This window comes from Jeotgalibacillus proteolyticus (assembly GCF_002926065.1).
Taxonomy (GTDB): domain Bacteria; phylum Bacillota; class Bacilli; order Bacillales; family Jeotgalibacillaceae; genus Jeotgalibacillus; species Jeotgalibacillus proteolyticus.
Genome location: NZ_PREZ01000003.1, coordinates 391,130 through 415,282 on the forward strand (window position 1 = coordinate 391,130; position 24,153 = coordinate 415,282).

At 41.5% G+C, this 24,153-nt stretch carries 26 protein-coding genes and 1 pseudogene; 7 read left to right on the forward strand and 20 right to left on the reverse strand.

The genetic code is table 11. The features are described 5' to 3' along the window. Position 1 precedes the first annotated feature (1 nt). From C4B60_RS08930 to C4B60_RS08945, 4 genes are all read right to left on the reverse strand, one after another. Positions 2-760, reverse strand: coding sequence for an iron ABC transporter ATP-binding protein (locus tag C4B60_RS08930; protein ID WP_104057650.1), 759 nt, complete (start codon positions 758-760; stop codon positions 2-4). Next, positions 761-1,705, reverse strand: coding sequence for an iron chelate uptake ABC transporter family permease subunit (locus C4B60_RS08935; protein ID WP_104057651.1), 945 nt, complete (start codon positions 1,703-1,705; stop codon positions 761-763). Beyond that, positions 1,695-2,648 (reverse strand): ABC transporter permease, encoded by a 954-nt coding sequence (locus C4B60_RS08940; RefSeq protein WP_104057652.1) that lies wholly within the window; start codon positions 2,646-2,648, stop codon positions 1,695-1,697. Before C4B60_RS08940 ends, C4B60_RS08935 begins: the two co-directional genes overlap by 11 nt. A gap of 135 nt (positions 2,649-2,783) precedes the next feature. Next, positions 2,784-3,224, reverse strand: a complete 441-nt coding sequence (locus tag C4B60_RS08945) for a MarR family winged helix-turn-helix transcriptional regulator (RefSeq protein ID WP_104057653.1) — start codon at positions 3,222-3,224, stop codon at positions 2,784-2,786. Positions 3,225-3,597: 373 nt separating this feature from the next. On the opposite strand from C4B60_RS08945, the gene C4B60_RS08950 reads away from it, so the two are divergent. Further along, entirely contained in the window at positions 3,598-3,945 is a 348-nt protein-coding gene (locus C4B60_RS08950) for a PadR family transcriptional regulator (RefSeq protein WP_104057654.1), read from the forward strand. Continuing rightward, entirely contained in the window at positions 3,932-4,933 is a 1,002-nt protein-coding gene (locus tag C4B60_RS08955) for an HAAS signaling domain-containing protein (protein ID WP_104057655.1), read from the forward strand. Before C4B60_RS08950 ends, C4B60_RS08955 begins: the two co-directional genes overlap by 14 nt. A gap of 48 nt (positions 4,934-4,981) precedes the next feature. On the opposite strand, the gene C4B60_RS08960 is transcribed toward C4B60_RS08955, so the two are convergent. After that, positions 4,982-5,479, reverse strand: a complete 498-nt coding sequence (locus tag C4B60_RS08960) for a divergent PAP2 family protein (RefSeq protein ID WP_245153917.1) — start codon at positions 5,477-5,479, stop codon at positions 4,982-4,984. A gap of 281 nt (positions 5,480-5,760) precedes the next feature. Here C4B60_RS08960 and ggt point away from each other — a divergent pair. Continuing rightward, positions 5,761-7,521 (forward strand): annotated as a pseudogene (gene ggt, locus C4B60_RS08965) (gamma-glutamyltransferase); the annotation flags it as partial. A gap of 141 nt (positions 7,522-7,662) precedes the next feature. Here ggt and C4B60_RS08970 read toward each other — a convergent pair. The 7 genes from C4B60_RS08970 to C4B60_RS09000 form a co-directional block, all read right to left on the reverse strand. After that, complete coding sequence (locus C4B60_RS08970; RefSeq protein ID WP_104057658.1) at positions 7,663-9,018, reverse strand: GntP family permease; 1,356 nt, start codon at positions 9,016-9,018, stop codon at positions 7,663-7,665. Between the two features lie 282 nt (positions 9,019-9,300). Then, a complete protein-coding gene (locus tag C4B60_RS08975; RefSeq protein ID WP_104057659.1) occupies positions 9,301-9,759 on the reverse strand; it encodes a hypothetical protein in 459 nt (152 codons plus the stop codon). A gap of 14 nt (positions 9,760-9,773) precedes the next feature. Then, positions 9,774-10,217, reverse strand: a complete 444-nt coding sequence (locus C4B60_RS08980) for a hypothetical protein (RefSeq protein ID WP_104057660.1) — start codon at positions 10,215-10,217, stop codon at positions 9,774-9,776. Between the two features lie 51 nt (positions 10,218-10,268). Further along, positions 10,269-10,640: a hypothetical protein gene (locus tag C4B60_RS08985; RefSeq protein WP_104057661.1), complete on the reverse strand. Its 372-nt coding sequence runs from the start codon at positions 10,638-10,640 to the stop codon at positions 10,269-10,271. 33 nt (positions 10,641-10,673) lie between these two features. Beyond that, positions 10,674-11,240 (reverse strand): transcription elongation factor GreAB, encoded by a 567-nt coding sequence (locus C4B60_RS08990; protein ID WP_104057662.1) that lies wholly within the window; start codon positions 11,238-11,240, stop codon positions 10,674-10,676. 140 nt (positions 11,241-11,380) lie between these two features. Continuing rightward, entirely contained in the window at positions 11,381-11,998 is a 618-nt protein-coding gene (locus C4B60_RS08995; protein ID WP_104057663.1) for a hypothetical protein, read from the reverse strand. Between the two features lie 103 nt (positions 11,999-12,101). Next, positions 12,102-13,127, reverse strand: a complete 1,026-nt coding sequence (locus C4B60_RS09000; RefSeq protein WP_104057664.1) for a phosphotransferase enzyme family protein — start codon at positions 13,125-13,127, stop codon at positions 12,102-12,104. A 179-nt stretch (positions 13,128-13,306) separates the two neighbouring features. Here C4B60_RS09000 and C4B60_RS09005 point away from each other — a divergent pair, with 179 nt between their 5' ends. After that, positions 13,307-13,492, forward strand: coding sequence for a hypothetical protein (locus C4B60_RS09005; RefSeq protein ID WP_104057665.1), 186 nt, complete (start codon positions 13,307-13,309; stop codon positions 13,490-13,492). 58 nt (positions 13,493-13,550) lie between these two features. Here the strand turns inward: C4B60_RS09005 and C4B60_RS09010 are convergent, their stop codons facing one another. Then, positions 13,551-13,946, reverse strand: a complete 396-nt coding sequence (locus tag C4B60_RS09010; RefSeq protein ID WP_104057666.1) for a YhfM domain-containing protein — start codon at positions 13,944-13,946, stop codon at positions 13,551-13,553. A 146-nt stretch (positions 13,947-14,092) separates the two neighbouring features. Between C4B60_RS09010 and C4B60_RS09015 the strand changes: the two genes are divergently transcribed. Next, positions 14,093-14,761, forward strand: a complete 669-nt coding sequence (locus C4B60_RS09015; RefSeq protein WP_104057667.1) for a haloacid dehalogenase type II — start codon at positions 14,093-14,095, stop codon at positions 14,759-14,761. 152 nt (positions 14,762-14,913) lie between these two features. On the opposite strand, the gene C4B60_RS09020 is transcribed toward C4B60_RS09015, so the two are convergent. The 4 genes from C4B60_RS09020 to C4B60_RS09035 form a co-directional block, all read right to left on the reverse strand. Then, positions 14,914-15,477 carry a cysteine hydrolase family protein gene (locus tag C4B60_RS09020; protein ID WP_104057668.1) on the reverse strand — a complete coding sequence of 188 codons (564 nt, stop codon included), beginning with the start codon at positions 15,475-15,477 and terminating at the stop codon, positions 14,914-14,916. A gap of 131 nt (positions 15,478-15,608) precedes the next feature. Beyond that, positions 15,609-16,475, reverse strand: coding sequence for a carbohydrate ABC transporter permease (locus C4B60_RS09025; RefSeq protein WP_104057669.1), 867 nt, complete (start codon positions 16,473-16,475; stop codon positions 15,609-15,611). Further along, positions 16,472-17,371 carry a carbohydrate ABC transporter permease gene (locus tag C4B60_RS09030; protein ID WP_245153931.1) on the reverse strand — a complete coding sequence of 300 codons (900 nt, stop codon included), beginning with the start codon at positions 17,369-17,371 and terminating at the stop codon, positions 16,472-16,474. The genes C4B60_RS09025 and C4B60_RS09030 overlap by 4 nt, the downstream gene beginning before the upstream one ends. Positions 17,372-17,564: 193 nt before the next feature. Further along, positions 17,565-18,851: an ABC transporter substrate-binding protein gene (locus C4B60_RS09035; protein ID WP_245153918.1), complete on the reverse strand. Its 1,287-nt coding sequence runs from the start codon at positions 18,849-18,851 to the stop codon at positions 17,565-17,567. Positions 18,852-19,328: 477 nt separating this feature from the next. Here C4B60_RS09035 and C4B60_RS09040 point away from each other — a divergent pair, with 477 nt between their 5' ends. Then, on the forward strand, positions 19,329-19,619 hold the full coding sequence (locus C4B60_RS09040; RefSeq protein ID WP_104057670.1) for a hypothetical protein: 291 nt from the start codon (positions 19,329-19,331) through the stop codon (positions 19,617-19,619). A gap of 299 nt (positions 19,620-19,918) precedes the next feature. Here the strand turns inward: C4B60_RS09040 and C4B60_RS09045 are convergent, their stop codons facing one another. Next, on the reverse strand, positions 19,919-20,380 hold the full coding sequence (locus C4B60_RS09045) for a VanZ family protein (protein WP_104057671.1): 462 nt from the start codon (positions 20,378-20,380) through the stop codon (positions 19,919-19,921). 140 nt (positions 20,381-20,520) lie between these two features. After that, entirely contained in the window at positions 20,521-21,399 is an 879-nt protein-coding gene (locus C4B60_RS09050; protein ID WP_104057672.1) for a LysR family transcriptional regulator, read from the reverse strand. 117 nt (positions 21,400-21,516) lie between these two features. Between C4B60_RS09050 and C4B60_RS09055 the strand changes: the two genes are divergently transcribed. Further along, positions 21,517-22,644, forward strand: a complete 1,128-nt coding sequence (locus tag C4B60_RS09055; protein WP_104057673.1) for a citrate synthase/methylcitrate synthase — start codon at positions 21,517-21,519, stop codon at positions 22,642-22,644. Positions 22,645-22,662: 18 nt separating this feature from the next. Here C4B60_RS09055 and C4B60_RS09060 read toward each other — a convergent pair whose 3' ends face one another. Beyond that, positions 22,663-23,874 (reverse strand): Bcr/CflA family multidrug efflux MFS transporter, encoded by a 1,212-nt coding sequence (locus C4B60_RS09060; RefSeq protein ID WP_104057674.1) that lies wholly within the window; start codon positions 23,872-23,874, stop codon positions 22,663-22,665. Positions 23,875-24,153: the final 279 nt, after the last annotated feature.

Here is a 24,153-nt window from a genome sequence, read left to right on the forward strand (position 1 = left end):
ATTAAGCGTAATACACGCAGATTTTATTATTGTTTACGTCTTCAATATTCATATCCAGGTCGTAAATTTCTTTAAGTACACAAGGACGGATCATATCGTGAACCGTTCCTTCCTTCGCTACTTTCCCATCCTTCATCGCGATAATATAATCGGAATAACAGGAAGCAAAGTTAATATCATGAATGACGATCGCAACCGTCTTCCCCAGTTCATCAACAAGTTTTCTGAGCACCTTCATCATTTGCACTGCATGCTTCATATCGAGATTATTTAATGGTTCATCGAGCAAGATATATTCCGTGTCCTGAGCAATGACCATTGCTAGATACGCACGCTGCTTTTGCCCGCCGCTCAGTTCGTTTAAATAACTATTTTCAAGCTCCTCTAGCTCCATGTACCGAATGGCCTCATCAACATATGTATGGTCCTCTTTTGTCAGCTTTCCCTGTGAATAAGGAAAGCGGCCAAACGATACAAGCTCTCTTACCGTCAGTTTCAACGTGACATTATTTGCCTGCTTTAATATAGACACCTTTTTTGCCAGATCGTTCCCACGGCATTTCGCCACATCAAGCTCATCAATGGTAATCTCTCCCCCATCAGAAGTAAGAAGGCGGCTTACCATAGAAAGCAATGTACTTTTCCCGGCACCGTTTGGCCCGATCAGAGAAGTGATCTTTCCTTTTGGAATGGTAATCGATACATCCTCCACGACCTTTTTCTTGCCAAAAAACTTAAACACATTTTTCGCTACTACCATCTATGATCGCTCCCTTAATAATAAATAGAGGAAATACACACCGCCGACGAAATTGATAATGACACTGAGTGTTGTGGTGAACGAAAATACCCGCTCCACCAGCAACTGGCCGCCAACCAGTGCAATGATGCTGATAAAAACAGATGCTGCAAATAAATACGAGTGCTTGTAGGTTTTCATTACTTCATAGGTGACATTCGCTACAAGCAAACCGAGGAAAGTAATCGGTCCCACAAGAGCAGTAGCAACCGATATGAAAACAGCAATAATCAAAAACAGCCGCTTTACTACCCGGTCATAATCCACCCCGAGGTTAATAGCCTGATCCTTTCCAAGCGACAAAACGTCCAAATACTTCAAGTACGGCCGCATCACGATAACGCCAAGACCGATAACAGCAAGACCGGCCCACACAATATCCGTATGAATATTATTAAAGCTTGCAAACATGCGATCCTGAACCATCTGGAACTCATTTGGATCAATCAGCACCTGTAAAAAGGTTGAAATGCTTGAGAAAAATGTGCCAAATATTAACCCTAATAAAAGCAGAAAATAAATATTTGAGCCTTCTTTTTTAAAGAGAAGCTTATAAAGCAGTCCTGAAAATAAAACCATTGCAAGGACGGTCACCAAAAAATTTAAATTACGATTCATCATCATGGCGCTTCCTGAGCCCACTATGAAAATAGCAGCTGTTTGAAGCAGCATATAAAGAGAATCCAGTCCTAAAATACTCGGGGTTAAAATCCGGTTATTTGTAATCGTTTGAAAAATGACGGTTGATACAGCGATTGTTCCCCCGGTGACGATCATCGCAACAATTTTCATGCCTCTGCGAGGAAGAATATAATCCCAGTTGCCCCCGGCATTTGTCAGCATATAGACCGCCACAAGCAACAAAGAAACAGCCGCGAGTAAGAGTAACTTCCATCTAAGCTTCATGTGTCTTTCTCCTAATCAGTAAATAAGCAAAGATTCCGCTGCCAATCACACCAACCGTCAGGCTGATCGGCAATTCATACGGATAAATGACAACCCGCCCAATAATGTCGCATACAAGAACGAACAATGCGCCAAGAAGGGCTGTATGAGGGAGATTATTTTTCAAATGGTCCCCCTGATAAATACTCACGATATTTGGAATGATTAATCCTAAAAATGGGATCATTCCGACCGTCAGCAGAACAGATGAAGCAACAAAGGCGACAATGACAAGACCGATATTGACGACAGTCCGGTAATTTAACCCAAGACTCGTTGAGAAATCCTCACCCATTCCGGCAATGGTGAATTTATTGGCGAAAAGGTAAGCAAGCACCATGACCGGGATGCTGAGATACATCAGTTCATAACGGCCAGCCATGATAAGGGAAAAATCACCCTGCATCCAGGAGGACATGTTTTGAATAAGGTCTTCCTTGTAGGCAAAAAAGGTTGTAATGGACGAAATGATATTTCCAAACATTAGCCCCACAAGCGGGACAAAGATGACATCCTTGAACTTTATCCGATCGAGGATCTTCATAAAGATAAAAGTCCCCAGCAAAGCAAATAAAAATGCGATGCTCATTTTCTGAAGCGGACTTGCAGACGTAAAGACCATCAGGGAAACTAGAACACCGAGCCTTGCAGAATCCATGGTTCCTGCAGTCGTTGGTGACACAAACTTATTTCTCGTCAGCTGCTGCATGATCAGTCCGCAAACACTAATACTTGCCCCCGCCAGCAATATACTGACTAAACGCGGGATTCTGCTCGCGAGCAGGATATGTAACTGGTCGTCAGTTAAACTAAAAAGATCCATGGGAGAAATTGCTGAAACCCCAATAAATAAGGACCCTATTGAAAATAGAAAAAGAGCACTGGCCAAATACCGTTTTTTCATTGCGAAAACCTAACTTTCCGAAAGTTTGCCGAGTATGATAAGGAGAATCATTCTCAATAAGGAGCAAAAAAAGAAGCTTTCTCTTCTTCTCTCCGACCAATACTTGTCGCAACAAGTATTGGTCACAAAAAAGAATTATTGCAGGTTCTTCCGAATTTTATCGAGAGTACGCAAAGTTACCGCAAGATCCTCTGGTGAAATCTCTTCAGATGCCTGACGAATCGTTTTTTGAGCTGAATCTTCAAGCTCCTGCCGAATTCGCTTCGCTTCGTCGGTTAAATAAATGTAGTTTACTCTTCGGTCTTTTTTCTGCGGCACCCTTGTTACTAAATTCCGCTTCAGCATATTATCAATGAGTCTTGAAACACTTGCCTGATCCCGCTCATTTTGGATGGCTAATTCATTTTGTGTCTGGCCGTCTTTTTCATACAGCCTGCTTAAAATCTGCCATTGCTCATAGGTTAAATCGAAGCCGTTGACTTTAAAATTACGAATCAGCCGGCTGTTCATCAGCCTTGAGCTGTGAAAAAGCTTATATCCAAGCGAATGATCCAGATAGTACTGATCCTTTTTCATCTGTTCAGTCCTTTAAATGGTCTACATGTATGATCCTAAATGAAAATCTTTCTCAATGCAAGGGATTTTAGAAAATTTTAATTATTATTTCAAATCCAAAGCAATGATTTACCTCCTCCTTTCTAATTATTTTTGGATTTTATAATGGGGAGGTAATTTCCGTTTCAGGGGGACGCTTTCCGCGGGGCGGGGCTTGAGCTAACTTGCTAACGCAAGTGGATCTCAAGCTCCCGCTGCATCCCGCAGGAGTCGCCCCCTTCCACTGCAATCACCTCTGTTGAAATTAATTCTTAAAGAATGATTCACTAAATCATATTGTTGTTAATATCATAATAGTGTATGATATACAGTATAAAACAAACGAGGTGAAAGAATGAGTGATCTACTGACATCCTTGACCACTGAGCTGCGGAGAGGAACCTTGACACTAGCTGTGCTAAGCCAGCTCAGCACCCCGCAATACGGCTACTCACTCGTTCAGCGTCTGGAAAATTCGGGGGTAGTAATTGAGCAAAGCACCCTCTACCCCCTCCTTCGGCGACTGGAAAAACAAAAACTAGTCACAAGTTCATGGGACACTACAGAAAGCCGACCGAGAAAATACTATGTACTGAGCACCTACGGAAATGAAGTGTATAAACAGCTTAAAAAGGAATGGGAAAAAACGTCGCTGGAGCTTCAACAACTTTTGAGGGGAGAAGAGGAAAATGAATCTAATTGAGCTTTATGTTCATGAAGTGACGCGCCGATTACCTGAAAAAACAAGAGAGGATATTGCTCTTGAGCTTTATTCAACCATCCAGGATATGCTCCCTGATAACCCTTCTGAAGAATTAATTAAAGAAGAGCTTGCAAAGCTCGGAAACCCAGCACAGCTTGCCAGTAAATACCGTGATCACCCAAGGCATCTTATTGGTCCTGCGTTTTATGATCATTACCTTACCATTTTGAAAATGACTATACCGATTGCTCTTGTTGTAGTCCTGGCTACTCAGGTAATGGTGGCCATTAGCGGTTATACAGGCGAAACGCCAATAATCCAATCTATTGTAGATGCAGGTTTAAATACGGCAGGATCAGCATTTAACATCATCGTGCATACATTTTTCTGGATAACGCTCGTGTTTTTCACCATTGAGCGGTCTTTCGCAGCATCCGACCAGAACATGTCATTCCCAGACTCTTCCTGGAAGCCGGACGATTTAAAAAAACTTTCTTCTGTCCCGAAAAAGAAAGCAATTTCAAAAGCAAGTGTTTTTGGAAGTCTTTTATGGACAGCTATCTGGGCAGGAATTTATTTTAATGCCACTCATATAATCGCTGTCTTTAATGATGGGATACCTGTTTTAAATCAGGATGTACTGTTAGCATTTTGGCCTCTAGTTGTCATACTTATTGCCATAGAGGTTGCTCTATTGATCTACAAATGGGTTTTAGGTCAATGGACAAATCGACTTGCTTTCATGAATGTGATTTATAATATACTTTTTGTCGCCCTGTTTACGTTTATCATTACTCGGCCGGACCTTCTAAACCAGGAATTTATTCCTTATTTAACCGAACTTCTCAATCAGTCTCAAACCACTAATACGGTTAATTGGATTATCTGGTCGTCAATCATCACCCTCATTATCTTCTCAGTCATTGATTCTTTTGAAGGCTTCCGTAAAGCTAAAATACGTGTGTCAAATTTATTTACTTCTTCTTAACAACCAAAACAAGCACTCCAACCGGAGTGCTTGTTCGCTATTTACCGTTTATCCCCAATCCTCCTGCGCTTCTTCCAATTTGCTCATTTTCCGGTCTTCTACTCTTGCAATGACGGTTCCGAAGATAATGCCAAAAATGGCTCCGCCAAGAACTTCAATGGGCTGATGGCCTAATAGCTCCTTCAGCTCCTTGTCCCGTTTTGTGTATTCCAGGCTTGGATAATCTCCGGATATGACCTCAAAATGATCCTCAAGTTCATTGACAAGACGTGCAATTTCACCGGTATGACGCCTTACTCCTTGCGCATCATACATAACAATTGAACCAAATACGACAGCCAGGGCTGTTTCAATATGACGGGTTCCCCGATTAGCAGCTACATATGCAGCAAGTGAAGCTACACCAGCCGAATGCGAGCTTGGCATGCCGCCTGTTTGAAGAAGTGGACGCCAATCCCATTTTCCTGTAAGTTTTTTGTTAGTAAATACCTTTAAGCCTTGAGCGATCCCTATTGCAGAAAGCGCAGTAACGATTCCTCTATTCATCTTCTCACCCTCATTCTCTATAAATAATTGCATGATTGCCTACTATTCTTTTTTACCCAACCACAGATAAAATATTCTACTCTTTCCCCTCCTTTCAATTAAATTGCCTGACAGCAAACTGTTACTTCTGCTTCATTTATCAACTAATCCCCTGTTCTATTGGCTCACGACTCTATAGGAGGATCGCTCTGTTTTTTGATTGTTCTGACATTTTATTTGAATAAGGTCTCTCTTTTCTCTATCGTTAAGAATGTAATATTCTAACAAAAGGAGAGGATGAAATGAAGAAAAGCATGCACAAGTGGATCGCAGTTTTTTTCAGTCTTATGTTAGTCGCAGGTACTTTTCCGCTTACCGGGGAAGCCAAAAAGAACTCCTTTCATTATGATGACTATCAGCAGGTTGACGTCGGGAAGGATGGAATGGTTGCAACGGCTCATCCAATCGCTTCTGAAATAGGGGCAGAAGTGCTCCGGAAAGGAGGAAATGCCATCGATGCGGCTGTTGCGATTCAATTTGCCCTGAACGTAACTGAACCGATGATGTCAGGAATTGGCGGCGGCGGATTTATGATGGTATATGACGGAGAGACAGAGGAAACGACCATTGTAAACAGCAGAGAGCGCGCTCCTCAAGGCGCTGCTTCTGATATGTTTTTGGATGACAGCGGAGAGCCGATTCCATTCGATGAACGGCATACTCACGGAAATGCAGTCGGAGTGCCAGGCACCTTGAAGGGATTGGAGGAAGCATTAGATCAGTGGGGGTCCCGGTCCATGAAGGAATTAATTGCCCCCTCGATCAAATTAGCCCAAAAAGGATTCCCTATTGATTCTGTGCTGGCTGATGCGATTGAGGATAATCAATGGAAGCTTGAACGATCCGCTGCTAAGGATGTCTTTTTACCAGGCGGCGAGCCACTTCAAGAGGGGGATATCCTTGTTCAAAAGGATTTAGCAAAAACACTTAATCAAATTCGTGCGCGCGGAGCAGATGCCTTTTATGAAGGTAAAATTGCACAGGCAACTGCTGATACTGTACAGGACTTTGGAGGATCAATGACTCCACAGGATCTTGCCGGGTACGATGTAACCATCGACGAGCCGATTTGGGGAGAATATCAGGGCTATGACATTGCCAGCATGCCTCCCCCAAGCTCAGGAGGTGTATTTCTTCTTCAAATGCTAAAGCTGCTGGATGATTTTAACCTTTCCCAGTATGATGTTCGTTCGTGGGAAAAATATCACTTAATGGCTGAGGCAATGCATCTAGCCTATGCCGACCGTGCTGCATATGCTGGAGATCCTGAATTTGTTGATGTACCGCTGAACGGTTTGCTTCATCCGGATTATATTAAAGAACGACAGGAGCTTATGAGTTTAGACAATGTGAATACAAATGTAACCGCAGGCGACCCCTGGGAATATGAAATTGGTATAGCTGACTATGAAGCAGTAGAGCAGCCGGAGCAAAACGAGTACGGGGAAACCACGCACTTCACTGTAGCGGATCAATGGGGCAATGTTGTTTCATACACCACTACCATTGAGATGCTGTTTGGTACAGGCATTATGGTGCCAGGGTATGGATTTATGCTTAATAATGAACTAACAGATTTTGACGCTATTCCAGGCGGAGCGAATGAAGTTCAGCCGAACAAGCGACCGCTTAGCAGCATGACGCCAACGATTGTGTTTGAAGATGACCAGCCTATTTTGACAGTCGGTTCTCCAGGCGGACCAACCATTATCACTTCTGTCCTTCAAACAATCATTCACACAATTGAGTATGACATGGAGCTTAAAGCTGCAATTGAAGAACCAAGAATTTATACAAACACGCTCAATTCCTATCGTTGGGAGGAAGGCATTTCTTCAGAGGTAATTCAGAGGCTAAACGGTATGGGCCATGGATTTGGCTCTTCTCCAACCACCATTGGAAATGTTCAGAGTATTCTTATTGACCATGAAAATGGAGAATTTACAGGAGTTGCAGATTCAAGCCGAAACGGAGCTGCTATCGGTGTAGACCTCCCCGAAAAGGACAAGCCGGGGAAACCTAAAAAAGAGAAACCCGGAAAGCCAGATAAACCCGGGAAACCGGATAAGCTCGGAAAACCTAAAAAGCCATAATCAAAAAGCCTGTACGCTCAGGATGAGTGCACAGGCTTTTTTTCATGATGATTAAGCAAGGAGCAAATACAAAAGAAACGTCACACTAAACGCGGTTATTCCCTGCAGGAGTGTCGCCATCGTCTGCGCTTTATAAGCATCCGTCACCTTCATTCCGCTAAATTGTGCAACGACCCAGAAGTAGCTGTCGTTTACATGGGAAACAGTCATCGCCCCTGCACCGATCGCCATTACCGTTAACGCGAGCTGAAGCGGTGTTTCAATGCCTAAAGAAGGCAATAGTGGAGCGATGAGAGCCGATGTGACTACAAGAGCTGCTGTTGAGGAGCCCTGGGCAGTTTTTAATGCAGCTGAAATAAGGAATGGAACAATCAAAACAAATGCCCCGGTGAATCCACTGCCTGTTACAAATCCCTCAATAAAATCAGACAGCGGAGTATTCGTTAATACGCGGCCGAATGCGCCCCCTGCTGCTGTAATCAGTAAGATAGGTGCTGCAACCTTCAGCCCTTCTCCTACCCACCCGTTTAAGGTTTCTTCATTAAAACGGGGCAGAAGCAGGAAGCTGAACAAAACCCCTACAAAAAGAGCGACCATAGGAGCGCCTAAAAAAGTGGCAAAGCTGCTCCCAAAACCTTCATATTGCAGGATTGATAACAAAGAAGATAATCCGATCAGAATAATGGGCACCAAAATAGGAGCAAATGCTTTCCATGCCGGGGGAAGGTCGCCAAATTCCTTAAGTACATCATCATATGAAAGGTTTTCTTCCTCCCCTTCAATTTTAATATTCACCGCAACCCTTGTAGCCCACAAATACCCAACAGCAATAGTAGGAATGGAAACGATAATACCGACAAGAATAATGGTGCCCAGATAGCCTTCAGCGCCAAGATTTCCCGCTGCAGCAATCGGTCCCGGTGTAGGCGGCACAAGAGTATGAGTAGCAAAAAGGCCGGTTGAAAGAGCAACAGCCATTGAAGCCAGCGCTACATTTGCACGGCGTGCCATCGCTTTTTTCAGACTGGATAAAATAACATACCCTGAATCACAAAATACCGGAATACTAACAATAGCTCCAACAAGTGACATAGCGAGCTGAGGACGCTTCTCCCCGATCCGCCTTATAATCACCTCTGCCATTTTTAATGCAGCACCGGATTTTTCAAGAATCGTACCGATAATGGTTCCTGCCACAATAACAATCCCAATCCCGCCCATTAAGCTGCCAAAGCCGCCATTAATCGATTCTACGATTAACTCAAAAGGCATCAGCGACATGAATCCGGCTAAAAATGAGGCAAACATCAGCGCTAAAAATGGATGAAGCTTAAGCTTTGCCGTAGCAAAAATAATAAATAAAACTGATAAAACGAGCACACCAATTAATAATGGTCCATCTAGCATCCTTTTCCCTCCTTATGTATAAATGCAACTCCAACAGAAGGAAGCGTTTTCAAATAAACAGGAAAGTAAGCAGCCGTCTATGCCACACGTTCATCCAATTTTAAAAAACTTCCTTCCATATAAGTTTACCAGTCCTTTGATCCGATCATAGTAATCTGTTTAAATTTTTAAATTTATCTTATCTTGAGTCGTTTATACGCAAAAAAAGCTAAAGCAATGGCCGCCTCAGCTTTTGACTGTACTATTTTTATAGGTTAAAGGAAATTCCAGCACTATAAGACGTTATGCTTTTTTAACTGCAGGCTGGGTATATTCGGGTTTATGAAATAATTTATTTGCTGCAAAGAACAATAATATAGCCGGTATTAACGTAAATAGCGAGGCTATTCCTGCAATAATAAATAAAATAGCGGTGATGCCACGGTTAAATTTCATTGTAATAAGACCGATCAGTGTCAAAAACAGTGCTGCTCCCAGTAAGCTTAAAGGATAGACAGACACTTTCTGTAAAAAGTCGATTGTGTCATTGGTGAAGCTTTCAGGGGAGACCTTCATATTCCCGCTTGCAGTATCCCGCTGCACCTTTGGATCCTGATTAAACGCCTCTATAATCGTTCCTTTGACTATACTGTTTGTATCCAGCGTTGCAGCAAAAAGAGCGGATGAGCCTATCAGCATGACAAGCAGCAATAAAGAAACAAAACCTATTATTTTCGGCGTTTTCACTAAATTATCCTTCATTTCTGCCTCCAATCTTATTTTCCGGATATGCTTTTAAACGAAACTTCTTTATTATTTTCAATTGCTTTAATGACTTCGAATGCTCTATCCCCGTTCACCTTATATAATCCTTTAAAATTTTGGCTGTCCGAGGAAAAATCCTCTGTTTTAACCGTTTTATATGAAATGAAACATGTCTGTTTCTTCGTATCTCTGTCGATAGAAAAGTCATCAAAATAAATCGCTTCCTCTCCTAAAGCTACATTTCCCCCATTAAGATAAACATAGAAGGTACGGTCATCCTCAAAAAAGAGATACGTACCATTTTCACCGTCTATTTCTTCAATGAATGAGGAAAGCTCTTCTCCCACCTCATCCAGCTTTATTTCTGAATAAGAAATACTTCCGTGTTCTGTCTCTGTACTGCAGGCTGACAGCAGCAGGATAAAAACCAGACTTAATAGCTTTAACTGTTTCATATTTAACCCTCTATTCTTAGATATAAGCCAACTAATCGCTGTTCGCTTCTGTTACTCACTTGACAATAAAAACTCCTCTGTTTTTCCTTCCCATGTAATGGTCACAAGGATTTCTGAGTCTTTTTGAAGCACAGAGCAATTCCCACAAGAGCTTCTGTTTAGATTCGCGGCTCCATCTTTTAAAGGTACATCACCGTTTGAACCGGCTGAGCCGTATTCAAGTCGATATTCTATTCTGTCTGGAACAGCTTCTTCCCCAATATAGCTAACCGAGCCGGATGCTGCCTGATCGTTTTCAGATCTATCAGCAATATATTGAGCCTTCCAATGGTCACCTTCGCCGGAAAAAATCAATCGTTCTTCACTTGTACAGCCGGTTACTAAAACGAAAGAAAGCAGCAGTAAGCAAAGTATCCTTTTCATCATGCGGCCTCCTTTCCAGTAAATGAATGATCATTAATTCTGTTTGTTTTTAATTTTTTCAATTGATGTAAACACTCTAGAGTAAACATCTTTTACATTCCATTTATTTTCCTTGTCATTATAAAGTCCATAGCCCCAAAAATGACCTGACGGGTGCTGGTTGTTTTCAATGTACAGGGTTGCATAATACTGATCATCCTTTAAGCTTTCAAAAATTTCATCATGGTAGCTGTGCTCGTTATCAATAAACGGAAGGTAGGATTTGGTCGTTTGGATAAATACGAAGGGGATGTCAGATTGAGAGTAAACTTCAGCATATTTCCCTTCAGAAGCTTCTGCCAGATTTTCCTTGGTGATAAAAACTGCATCAAAAGTACGAAGGTCTTCCTTATTTAAATCTTCAAAGCTGATTTGCTTAAAATTCACCTGTTCTTCTCTGACTTCAGGCGGTTCTCCGACTACACCGATTGTCAGTGATCTTCCATCGTATTTCTCAAAGCTAACAAAAAATGCAAACAATGATTGGCTGAAAACAGCAAAAAAGAGCAGTAACAAACCTAAAGAAATAGCCAGCTTATTTCTTCTTGTTATTTTTCGCATCTTTTTCCCCCTTTTTTAAACTATAGCATAACAAAATCCCTTTTATGGTATATTTTAGGTAAAATAATTACTCTTTCCCAATAAAATAACCTTCATTTGGAATGAAGGCAGTTTGCAGGATCAAGAGTTTCAACAGGGGTCTATTCATTTGAACGTACAGGAAGAAATTTAATCGAGGAAATGATTTTTAAAATTTTTTCTTTTTCCGCTTCTCTAATTTCTTCATAGGCATCCATACTGTTTGTATCACAGTATGTATCATAATAAAGCTGCATGCCTCCTGGTCCTTTTAGATTTTGCAGATAACAGATATAACCGATCTGGTCCATGCCGTTTAATCGTTTGTCCTGAGCAGCTGAAAAATAAAGATCCAAACATTCATCCGTAATTTTTTTAAATTCCAGCTCCTCTCCTGCATGTGATTGTGTAATCGTTAAATATTCCTCCACAAATTGAGGATCATTTTGTCCCAGGAACGTAACCTGAAGATGAGAGATAACACCATTCTCGTGGTAGATATTTATTAGGTAGGACTCAAAGTCATTATTTTCTTCCATCGAATACCCGGCATGATCAATGGTCGATTCTTCCGGAATCGCCATTTCATACTTGCCAGTTCCTGATTCAAACACATAATACCCTCTCTCTGCTGCTTCTGCTGACTGCATAAATTGACGGGTAAAATCGTCTTGAAAAATACGCACTTGGGGAAGGTCTTCAGCTCTCATGCTATCCGGCCTTGTAAAGTCGATTGACATACAGGCGACCTCCTTCGTCTTTTTAACTATATTTCCAATTTATCTCTTATTTTAAACATAATAAAAGCCGGCAGGAGTGATTTTCCTGCCAGCTTTTTACTTTTTAATCTCCTGCTTGAACCGCTTGAAAGATTTCTTTGTAATTTAAATCCACAATGAGTTCATTTTGAAGTAAGCGTCCTCGTATCTCCCTTACAAGCTCTCTTTCACGTTCATTTCCATTTTCAAGATCCACTTTTTTGTGAAATACACCATACAGCGCATAATCACGCAGCTTTAAAAATAACGGCAGCTGCTCAACCCATTCTTCCAGCAGATGGTTTTCTCTTACGTACCCTTTTAAAAAGGAATGATAAAATTTACTGCCAAATGCCGATCGTTCCTCCAGATTTGCATTACGAAGCTTTGCCCATACAGCATAGTATAGCGGAATGGCAATATCACTAAGATAGTAAAAATACGTACTATCATCAAAATCAAAAACATGCACATCTCCTTCGTGAAAAAAGAAGTTACCGGAATGAATATCAGAATGAATTAAGCCGAATCTTTCTTTTGTTTCCGGTATCTCTTTGATCTTATTCACCAGCATTTCATTTCCCGTAATAATCATCCCATCTTTTTGCGAATCCAGGAAATTGCTAAGGTCGATTACATCATCCGCGGTCCAATGCTCTCTTCTTGCTTCACCCGGCTCGAAATTTTTTGTAACCCGGTGCATCTTCCCAATCATTTCGCCCCATTTTTCAAAAAGAGGTGCGCTGAAGTGATCATCACCCGCTTTAACCGGATCGCCGGGAGCTTTATCAAAAAGACATACAAAAAAGGAAGAATCCGATAGCTTAAGTTCCTCTACAAGCTCACCGTTGGCTGATTGATGAACCAGAGAAGCATTCACTCCGTTTTCATGAAGAAAGTTAATCCATTCAAGCTCTGCAAGCACATCCTGCCTGCATCTGTGAGAGGAATGTGTTAATCGTAAAATATAGGAAAGGCTATCTTTATGTACCTCAAAGACATAGTTCTCAAAGTCCCCGAGTTTTTTTGCATTTGTACTAACAGCTCCAAAACGATTTGCCGCTTCTTTTAACACCTGTTCATTAAATTGATCATCAATCCACTTTTCCATACTATGTCCTGCTTTCTCAATGTTTTGAATGGATGCTCATATATCCATACCTTACTTATTCGGTGCTACCAATGATTTCCCTTTTATTTTCTGTCGTTTTTAAATCTGAACATCCTGCGTCTGAGCCTGATAGCGCTTTCATTTAAAAAATGATATGATAGGAGTAAGGAGGTACAAGCATGATTAATCACAAAGTGAAATACATGATTTTGATTCTTCCTACATTTATTTTAACGGTTGTGCTGCTTTATCTTTTGCCGCCCTCTAAAAGCTTTCTTGCCATGTCCCCCTTGTTTTTAGGGTGGATCGTGTATTATACATGGCGTTATGTTGAAAATAAATCTGATAATGAAAAAACAATATAACAAGGAAAAGGTACGTGAACATATGGATGTTCACGTACCTTTTCCTTGTTCACCACATCTATTTTAACAAATTCTCTAATCCCTTTGTTGCATCTCCATCACTCAAATAATACGTTCCATCCCGTTCTCCGCTTGTGAAAATCGTGAATTGGCCGCTTTCTTTCCAGAGATAGATTTTTTCTTCTCTGTTGTCTTCATACACCAGGGTCATTCTGATGTTTGCTGACTGAGCCTTTTCGGATTGGCGCTTCTCATGTCTTGCTTTATTCATGATTTCCCGTATCTCTTTTAAGGATGACTTATCAGTTATGTAGGATTCATCTCCGTATCCGCCTGTATCAGGACTCCAATACTGAATAGTTGCGTGGTCAATTTTAGAAAACGTGCTAGAAGCAAGTATGATGCCGGCTAGTGCAAAAAATAGAGCTAATGCAGCGAAGACCGTTTTCTTCATATCCCCATTTCTCCTTTTTATTTACTCGATAAGCAGACGCTCCCTAACATGAAAAAGTTACAGTTAAATTAAAATTCTTGAAATAAAGAGAATACTGATTTTTTAAAAGGGAAAAGAAATGTTATCCATTCTAAAGGAGGATCCCTATGAAACCTGCTATTAAAGCTTTTGTTTTTGACGTCTATGGAACGCTGTTTGATGTACATTCAGTGACGGCAGCATGTGAAAAGCAGTTTCCTGGTTTAGGAGTTCAAATTAGTCAGGCCTGGCGAAAAAAACAGATCGAATACCTTTTTCTACGGCAGCTGATGGAGAGATATAGACCATTTGATCAGGTCACACGTGAGGCGCTTCGCTTTACAGTAAAAGAGCACCAGGAAAACCTAAGTGACTTACAGGAGCAGCAATTAATTGAAGAATACCACAGACTGACTCCTTTTAACGAGGTTGAAGATGTTTTAAAAGCCCTTTCCGGCAACCAGCTGATCATCTTGTCAAACGGGACTTCAGATATGCTTGCTTCCTTAATTAAAAGAGCAAATTTCACTTCTTATTTTACTTCTATTCTAAGTGTAGACAAAATAAAGCAGTATAAGCCGGTCCCTGCATCATACAATCTTGTTCTTGAAGATGTGGATGCTGCTCCGGAGGAAGTTTTGTTCATGTCTTCAAACGGCTGGGATATTACAGGTGCTAAAAGCTTTGGTTTTCAAACAGCGTGGATTAACCGTTCTGGCCTGCCAAAAGAGGAGCTCGGGTTTACGCCTGACATTATTTATTCCGATTTAACAGGAATGCTAGAATGGAACAATTGACGTACTATTATGTTACTACTACTATATGCTTGTCCAACTCATAGTATTCTTCCTAATTTAAAAAGCGGTTGAGACAAATGTATGTCTCAACCGCTTTTACTCGGTTCACTGGGCTTCACGTTTCTAAAAACATGATTATGCCCCAGATTCTCTCACCTTTTGGTAACAGTCTTTTTAAGATCAAGCTCGGTACTTTTCGTTGTATCGGCATCCAGTGAACGTCTTATCAGGTGGATTGCATTCTTATTGTCGCTCACTTTTTCAGATGCCATGCAGTCCTCAGGAACAAAGAGCTTATACTCTCTCATATACGCATCGTTGGCTGTAAACAGAACGCAAATATCTCCTGCTACCCCGGTTAAAATAAGGTTATCAATCCCTAGCTGATGCAAAAGAATATCAAGCTGTGTACCAAAAAAACCGGAGTGCTTCGGTTTAATAATAAAATAATCATCTTCTTCAGGAAGGATTTGCTCTACGATTTCTTTGCCTGGATTTTTCATGCACTCTTCGATAATATTTTCTGCATTATCCTGCCACTGACCGAAATTATCGTTCACGTAGATAACGGGAATCTCTGCTTCCTTTGCTTTCTTTTTTAAAGAAACAAGATTATCCATTATCGGCTTCGTATTCTCTAATAAATCCTCTCCGCCTACAAAATCCATTTTATTCATCATATCAATGATAATCATTGCTGTATTTGGCTGGCTCATTATGATCGACTCCTTCCCTATTAGTATTTCTCTAATTTTCGGAAAGTAAAACGTGATTAGTAGGAGAAAAAGGAAAAAATTTTAAAATGGATCGCTTTGGTATTGATATTGAGAAAAGCGAGATACTTCTTTTATCCTTTCGTGCCTGAATTAATATTTGCTCCTTCAATAAAGTAGCGCTGGAAAAAGAAGAAGAGCGCGATGACCGGAAGAAGAACGGTTACAGACATCGCCATTAAGTAATGCCACTGTGTTTGCACGGTTCCCCTAAAGGTCTGAAGGCCGATTTGAAGTGTATACATGCGTTCATCGTTTAAGTAAAGCAGCGGTCCTAAAAGGTCATTCCACGAGCCGTTAAACGAAAAGATGGCTACAGCAATTAGTGCGGGCTTTGTTAAAGGAAGCATGATATGCCACCAGATTTGCAGGTGGCCAGCCCCGTCCAAAATGGCAGCTTCCATTAATTCGTTTGGAATCGTCATCATAAACTGTCTTAATAAGAAAATAAAGAAGGCACTCCCGAAAAATGCCGGGACGATCAACGGCAAATAGGTGTTTACCCACCCCAGCTTTGAAAACAGAATATATTGTGGAACCAGCGTCACAAAGCCCGGAATAAGCATCGTAGCAAGAATAATAATAAATAAGATATTTTTTCCCTTAAAACGTATTTTTGCAAATGAATATGCGACCAGTGAATTAACCAATACTGAACCAATCATCCCCATAGTGGCAATGAAGAGTGTATTCATTGCCCATCTTGTAAAAGGAGCTGTCTGCCAGGCCTCAAGATAATTGGAGAAATGAAACTCTCTCGGGAAAAAGGTCGGCGGATATTGAGCAATTTCCTGCGGTGATTTTAATGATGTAGACACCATCCACCATAGCGGGAGCAGCACTAACAGGCTTCCTGCTAAAAGGAAAAAGGTGATGATCCAAGCCTTGAAGGAGACCCTGAATTTTTTTGTTTCATACCACTTTGCCTTCGCCAGTGTCATCTTCCGTCTCCCCCTTCGTAATACACCCATTTTTTACTCAAATAAAGATGGAAGACCGTCAAAATCAGCACGATGATAAACAATACCCATGCCATTGCGGAGGCATATCCCATATCAAAAAGTTCAAATGCATTATTCCACATATGAAGATTATAAAATAATAGCGAGTTTGCAGGACCGCCATCACCGCTTTGACTCATAACATAAGCCTCCTGGAAAACCTGGAAGGAGCCAATCGTGCTGGTCACAATATCAAAGAAAATTATTGGGGTAATCATAGGTAGTGTAATATAGAAAAAACGATGAAATACATTTGCACCGTCTAATAAAGCAGCTTCGTACATTTGCTTGGATACACCCTGAAGACTGGCAAGATATAAAAGCATGCCTCCTCCTACACTCCACATTTTCATTAAAATAAGAGCGGGCTTTGTCCACTCGGGATCAAACAGCCAGGCAGGTCCGGCAATTCCAAACCAGGCAAGGATCGTATTGACAAGACCTGTTGAAGGACTTAGCATTTGCATCCATAAAAAATAGACGCCTACTCCAGACAGCACAGCAGGCAGATAAAAGACCGTCCGGAATATGCTCATCCCCTTTATTTTCTGATTAAGCAAAACGGCAATTAAAATAGCGCCCACAGTGGTCAGCGGCACCGTAAAAGCTACATAGTAAATGGTATTCCATAATGAAACAGTAAATAAATCATCAAATTGAAACATCCGTTTATAATTAGAAAAGCCAATAAAATCCATTCTGGAAGTAATATTATAGTTTGTAAAGCTCGCGTATAAGGAAAAAAGCATTGGTCCAAGGGTCAAACCCAAAAATCCGATCAGCCAGGGACTAATAAACAAATAACCGATCAGGTTTTCTTTTTTCCCCCGGGGCATTTTTTTCCTGCCCTTTTTCACTACGCTCAAATCATGATCTTTTTCCTCCGGGCTTTTCATTTCGTTTACAATCGTCTTTCCCGCAGCACCTGTTTGATTTACTCTCATTTTTGAGCCCCCTTTTTAAAAAACACCAAAAGAAAGGATTTCTCCTTTCTTCGGTGCTTTCTCTTTATTTTATTTTGTTCGTTTTCTATCTCTTGTCTTGTTCTATTGATTTTTGAGCCTGATCAAGTCCTTCTCCTGGTTCGAGTTCTCCAAGCATAATCCGGTCAACAATTGGATTAATTTTCGTAACCGTCTCAGGATACTCTATTGTTAAAGGATAAGTCCTTGTGACAGCCAGATTGTCATTTAAAAAGCTGAATACTTCCTGCTCCTGTCCTTCAAGCTCTTCAAGCGCTGCTTCAGAGCCTGCAATATTCGCTACATTATCGAAATTTTCGGTAGCCCAGTATTTTTGAGCTTCTTCTCCTGTTATATATTCGATAAAGTCCATTGCTTCTTCGGGATGATCAGACCCTGCAGGAATTTCCACAACAAATCCTCCGCCAGTACTCCAGTTATCAGAGGATTCGTCAAAGGCAGGAATTGAAGCGACACCGAAGTCCATCCCGTCGCCGTAGTCACGAATTTGAGTGTAGAAGGTTCCAACATCCACCCACATCGCTACCTGACCATTAATGAAAGGATTTGCCTGCTCGCTGCCAAATTCGGCCGTTAAAGCATCAATCGTCTGTCCTCCGTAGCGTTCTCTCCACTGGGCAACCCATTCCATCGCCTCTACCTTTTTCTCCGTGTTTACAGTGACTTCCCCGTCCTCAACAAAGCCCCTGCCATCGTCTGCATTCGTCATCCAGGCATCTGCACCGAAGCTTCCCCAAAGAGGGTAAAAACCAATTTGTTCATAACGGTCCCCATTTTTTATATCAAGCTGCTTTGCATATTCTTCAAGTTCCTCCCATGTTTCAGGCGGCTGTTCAGGATCCAGGCCCGCTTCCTCAAAGGCTGTTTTATTATAGAAAAGAACCCGTGTATCTGTATTAAACGGAACAGCATATGTACCGTCCTCTACTTCCACGGTCTCTCGTAGATTAGGATAAAACTGATCCATAAATTCGTCATCAATATATGTAGATAAGTCCGTAACCTGATTATTGTCTGCCCGCTGCGCTACTGAATTGATATCGTTTACAATAATATCTGCAGGGTTGCCGGCAGCAATTGACGCCAGGTTCTTTGTCCAAATATCTCCCCATGGCAGGAAGGTATGTTTAACAAATACTTCATCCTGGGACTCATTGTAATCATTTATCATTTTTTCAATTATCGGCCGTCTGGTTTCTGATCCCCAAAATGTCCAAAAATCTAACTCAACCTGACCTTCCGCAGCCCGAGGCGTATCCTCATCATCCCCACAGCCTGTGACCAATAATAGTGCTGAAAGCATGACAATCGAACGTTTTACTATTTTCTTCATCTAGTAATCTCCTTTATATGTGATAGAAGTGGCTAAACTACGTTACCTCTCTTCTTCTCCTGCTAAACCTCAATTTTTGTAAAATTTTTAATTCTTCTGTAGAACGGTGGTTGAGTACCAGTTAGGATATCCAGTTCATTCCAATAAGAGCCATGGGGTTGATTTCCGTTTCAGGGGGACGCTTCCGCTTCAGCCCGCAGGAGTCGCCCCCTTCCACTGCAATTAACTTGGGTGGAGATGGGTGATGTGCTTCGTCCCTTTAGTGTTATAAGTGAAGAATCCAGTAATTGACTCTCTTAGTCAGTCCTTATCTCCTGCTATTTTAAGTTCAAATAAGTTGGAATCGAATTTGCTTTTTCCAATAATATTACAGGCTATTTGTCGGACTTCTTTTTTGTGATTACCTTAAATCAGCACAAATAAGATACAAAATATGTAATAATTAAATTCAAATAATGAAAAAGGGGAATATATAGAATGGAGAAGGAAAGACCGCGGTCCAGCAGGTCGTTGATAGGAATTTTTATTTGTTTACTAATTATTGCCTTAAAGCCGGCGGGATCGGAAGTAATTTATGATCAAGAGCCGTACCTGGAAGAGTCACTGAAAGAAGAAGTAGTCTCACTGGGAGACGGACGGATTGCTATTATCCAAACGACGGAAAATTCGGGGTATTATGGGGAAATTTTAGTGCTCGAATGGGATGAGGAGAGATCAGAATGGGTTAAGGTGGCAAAAGATAATTATCAGGATTATATGTGGGAATAATTTTGCCGCCTCTGGTAGAGCTTACTGTTATTCGAGTAGCTTCTTTAGAAAATATAGGAGTATATACCTTACTGGGATCATGGTACTGCAGGTTATGTTTTCTCCTTGAATGTTGATTGATTATCTCTGCTTAGCGTACAAAATTTCCGAAAGCTTGAGATACGTTTGCTGAAAGCAAGTTAGCGAAGGGACAGTCCCGCGGAAAGCATCCCCTCCGCATCGGAAATCAACTGACCCTTTATAGGCATTTCCCCCTTAACACTTGTGGTTCAAAGGGATTTACAAGGTTGCAAAAAGCTTCAAGATACCACTTTAAAATTTCGACTGATCACAAATAATAAAATCCCTATAATACAACTCAGTAGATTTAAAATAATATCATCTATATCGAAACTGCCTAAGTATAAGGTAAGCTGCACAATCTCTATACTGCATATCACGACAAAGCAGGAAAACAGCGTTTTTAAAATTTTCATTTTAGAGAAAAAAGCCGCAGGAATCAAAAATCCCATAGGAATAAAAGGAATGATATTCCCTAAAATATTTTTGTATGCAAAGCCGGAATTAATATTATTTATGTAAATATCAAATGTTCTAAATGGAACTAAGTTAATTGCTGCCTCCCCTTGCTCTCTCCATTGCTTATTTGATTGGATCGTATCAATCAATTCATTGATATTCCCATTAAACTTAATAACAACAAAATTCAACAGCAGTACCATATAGATTAAAAAGCAAATTTTCCAGGCACCTTTAGACATCCTTCACTCTCCCTTATCACCTGCATTAAACACCCACCCCAAAAACCTGGTTATTTGCAGAGGAATCCCCTTTAGGCATTTACTCTTACCATTCTACTTTCAAAGAAGAAAATAAATTCCCCAAAAAGATTACTGCAAAACTAAATCAACCGCTTCACCACACCAATAAAATCATCCACTTCTTTTAACCCATCCTTTTTTACCAAATAAGTCGAAGACGAAGGAAGCTTAAGCTGGCGGTCCAAAAACACCTCCAGCACCCGGCCTTCAGCAAGCTCACGCCGCACAACCGATCTTGGCAAAATCGAAAACCCTATCCCCTCTTCAATAAACCGCTTCGTCACATGAACCTGTGAGATCTTCATCGTGCGAATAACCGGGTAATGATGCTTGAGCGCCTGTAGCACCGGCTCCCAATATTCAGGATGATTATGCGTCAGCAAATACTCCTTCTCGATTAACTCCCCGAGTTCAAGAGGGTACGCATTTTCAGGCTCCCTTCCATCATGCGGTGCCGCCACCACTAAGGGCTCCTCATACAGCTTCTCACACGTCAGACCGAGCATATTTGTTTTCATTCTCGATAAGCCGACATCTGCTGAGCCTCTTTCGATTTCACCGCTGATCATGTCCGATTCAGCGACCTTAATAATAACTTCTGTTTCCTTGTATTCCTTCAGAAACGTTTTTACCCAATAAGGCAGATACGTTGCAGCAATCAGAGGAGACACCGCGACCGTTAAAGTGTTTTTATAGCCCTGACGCAGCTGCTCTATTTGCTTTTGACTCTTTTCTACCTCATCAACAATTGAAACCGCATGAGCTAAAAATCCCCGTCCCTCCGATGTAAGCCTGACGTTTCTCCCTTTTCTTATAAAAAGCGGAATGCCCAGCTCCTTTTCAAGCTGCTTAATATGAACCGTCACAGTAGGCTGTGATAAATACAGGATTTCTGAGGTTTTATGGAAATTTTCACAGGAAGCGGCTGTAATAAATGTGCGAAGCCAGCTTATATTCATAAAGAATCCTCCTGTCTTTGATTAAGATTTATAATCATTATCTCACTAAATCTTTAATTTTAATAATCGGTTCTTTTTAATAAAGTATAGATAAGAAGTCTAAAAGGAGTGAGCTGAATGACTGCACCAGAATGGAGTAAAGGGCTTGAAGGGGTCGTCGCTACTGATACAAAAATCAGTTTAGTTGACGGTCAAAATGGCCGGCTGATCTATCGGGGGTATGATGCCAAAGAGCTTTCTCTTGCCTATACGTTTGAAGAGGTCTGTTTTTTATTATGGAACGGTCACCTTCCCGATCAAAACGAGCTTGCCGAACTCAGCCAGCAATTTCGCAAGGGTCGGGAGCTTCCTGAGCATACAAGAAAAATTTTAAAGGAGCTTCCTCAGGACATGTCCATGATGGGCGTGATCAGAACCTGTTTATCGTCTCTTGAAAATACATTCTTTTCCTGGCCGCCGACGATTGAGCAGGCGGTTGCCGCAACAAGTACTGTTCCCGTTATTATCGCTTCACGCATGGCCTATCTTGCCGGAAAAGAACCATTAAAGTCTGATGATTCCCTGGATCATGTTGCAAATTATTTGTATTTGATTCATGAAAAACAGCCAAGTGAAACTCAGATTAAAGCGCTGACTGTTTATTGTATTCTTACGATGGAGCATGGTATGAATGCTTCTACGTTTGCTTCACGCGTCATCGCTTCTACAGAATCTGATCTTATCTCTAGTGTTGCAGGGGCAATAGGTGCTATGAAAGGCCCACTTCATGGCGGGGCTCCAAGCGAGGTTACCCATATGCTGAATGACATTGGGTCAAAGGAGCGTGCGGAGGCATGGATCACCGCCAAGCTTGAGAATAAAGAAAAGCTTATGGGCTTTGGCCACCGTGTATACAAAACCACAGATCCCAGATCCGAAGCGCTTAAAGAAATGACGAAGCAGCTTGCCGGCGAAAATTCATGGCTTGATCTCGCCTATCATGTGGAGGAAATTGCTCTCAGACTGCTGGATTACTATAAGCCGGGACGCAGGCTTTACACAAATGTAGAGTTTTACGCGGCTGCCATTCTTAAAGCCGTTGAACTTCCTTCAGAGCTGTTCACACCAACCTTTACGGCAAGCCGAATGGTAGGCTGGACCGCCAATATTATTGAGCAATCACAGGATAACAGAATCTTCCGGCCGCAATCCATTTATACAGGCAGCGTTCCGGAAAACAAAGAAAAACCCGCTTCTCGCTTATGAGAAACGGGTTTTTCCACCTTATACTTCTGTTTTGATTTGTTTTTCTGCTCTCCTTGCAAGACCAAAATACGACAGCAATGCAAGCGTGCTTGTCGTGAACATGATGATCCCCATCGGAACAGCCGTATATTCTCCAGCAATCCCGACAAGCGGTGCAGTTATAGAACCCAGCAAAAATGGCAGTAAGCCTAATAGCGCCGAAGCACTTCCTGCAATATGCCCCTGGGACTCCATCGCAAGTGAAAAGCTTGATGTCGCGACAATCCCAATTGACATAACAAAAAAGAATAAAGGAATGGCCAGTGAAATAAACGGTCCATCAAGAAGCACAGCAATCACAAGCGCAGTACTGACAACAAAGGCTTGAGATAATCCAATAAGTAAAAATTGGCGCTCCGGGATAATATGAGCGAGCCTTCCAACGATTTGAGTTCCGATGATAAGGCCAATACCGTTCATCCCAAATAACAGGCTGAATTGCTGAGGTGAAACCTCATAAATATTCTGGTAGACAAAAGGAGTTCCTGACACGTAGGCAAATACCCCCGCAATCATCAGCCCTTGAGCTAGTGCATATCCTGCAAACTGACGGTCAGTCAGAAGAGACTTGAAATTTCTTAATGTCTGCCCAATATTGCTTGAAACCCGCTGCTCCGGAGGCAGTGTCTCTTTAAATCTCATTGCGATAATGCCAAATAACAGGAGACCGATAAGTGAGAGAACAATAAATATCCCGTTCCAATCTGTAAACAGCAGCACCCCGCTGCCTGCAATTGGCGCTAGAATCGGTGCCAGATTACTGACCAGCATCAATAGCGCAAAGAACTTGGTCAGCTCAGGACCACTGTATGTATCTCTGACAATTGCACGTGAAATCACAATCCCTGCTGCTGCAGAAAAACCCTGCAGGAAGCGGACAGCAATTAAAAACAGGACATTTGGTGAAAAAGAAATTAAAAATGAAGCAATTAAAAAAGCGACCATGCCGATTAGCAACGGTGCTTTTCTTCCATGTACATCACTTAGCGGTCCCATAATCAGCTGCCCTACTCCAAGCCCGAGCAGGCAGGCAGTTAAGCTCAATTGAACATAGGAAGCACTTGTGCCGAGCTCCTGAGCAATCATCGGAAATGCAGGCAGGTACATATCAATGGTTAACGGACCGAGCGCTCCAAGCGCGCCTAATAGTAAAGCAAATTGCAGACGTTTTCTTCCAGTAAGTGCATTCATTTCCCAGCGACCTTTCTCTTGTAATATGTAAAGGCAGTTGCCATAACGTATTCTACCGTATAAGGTTTTTTAGCCTATTTATCCGCTTTAATCTCTTAAGCTATTATCCTCCTTTTTGAAAATTTTGCATCAATCCTGCTCAGAGCCGGCCAAAAAATTTTTATGAGTTTCATTTCATATTTCCATATATTGTTTGATGATCGATTTTCTTTGCTTTATACTTACCTTATTCTGAGACCGGCAGTTTACTAAAGTCCGCTCAGAACCAGAGGAGGAATC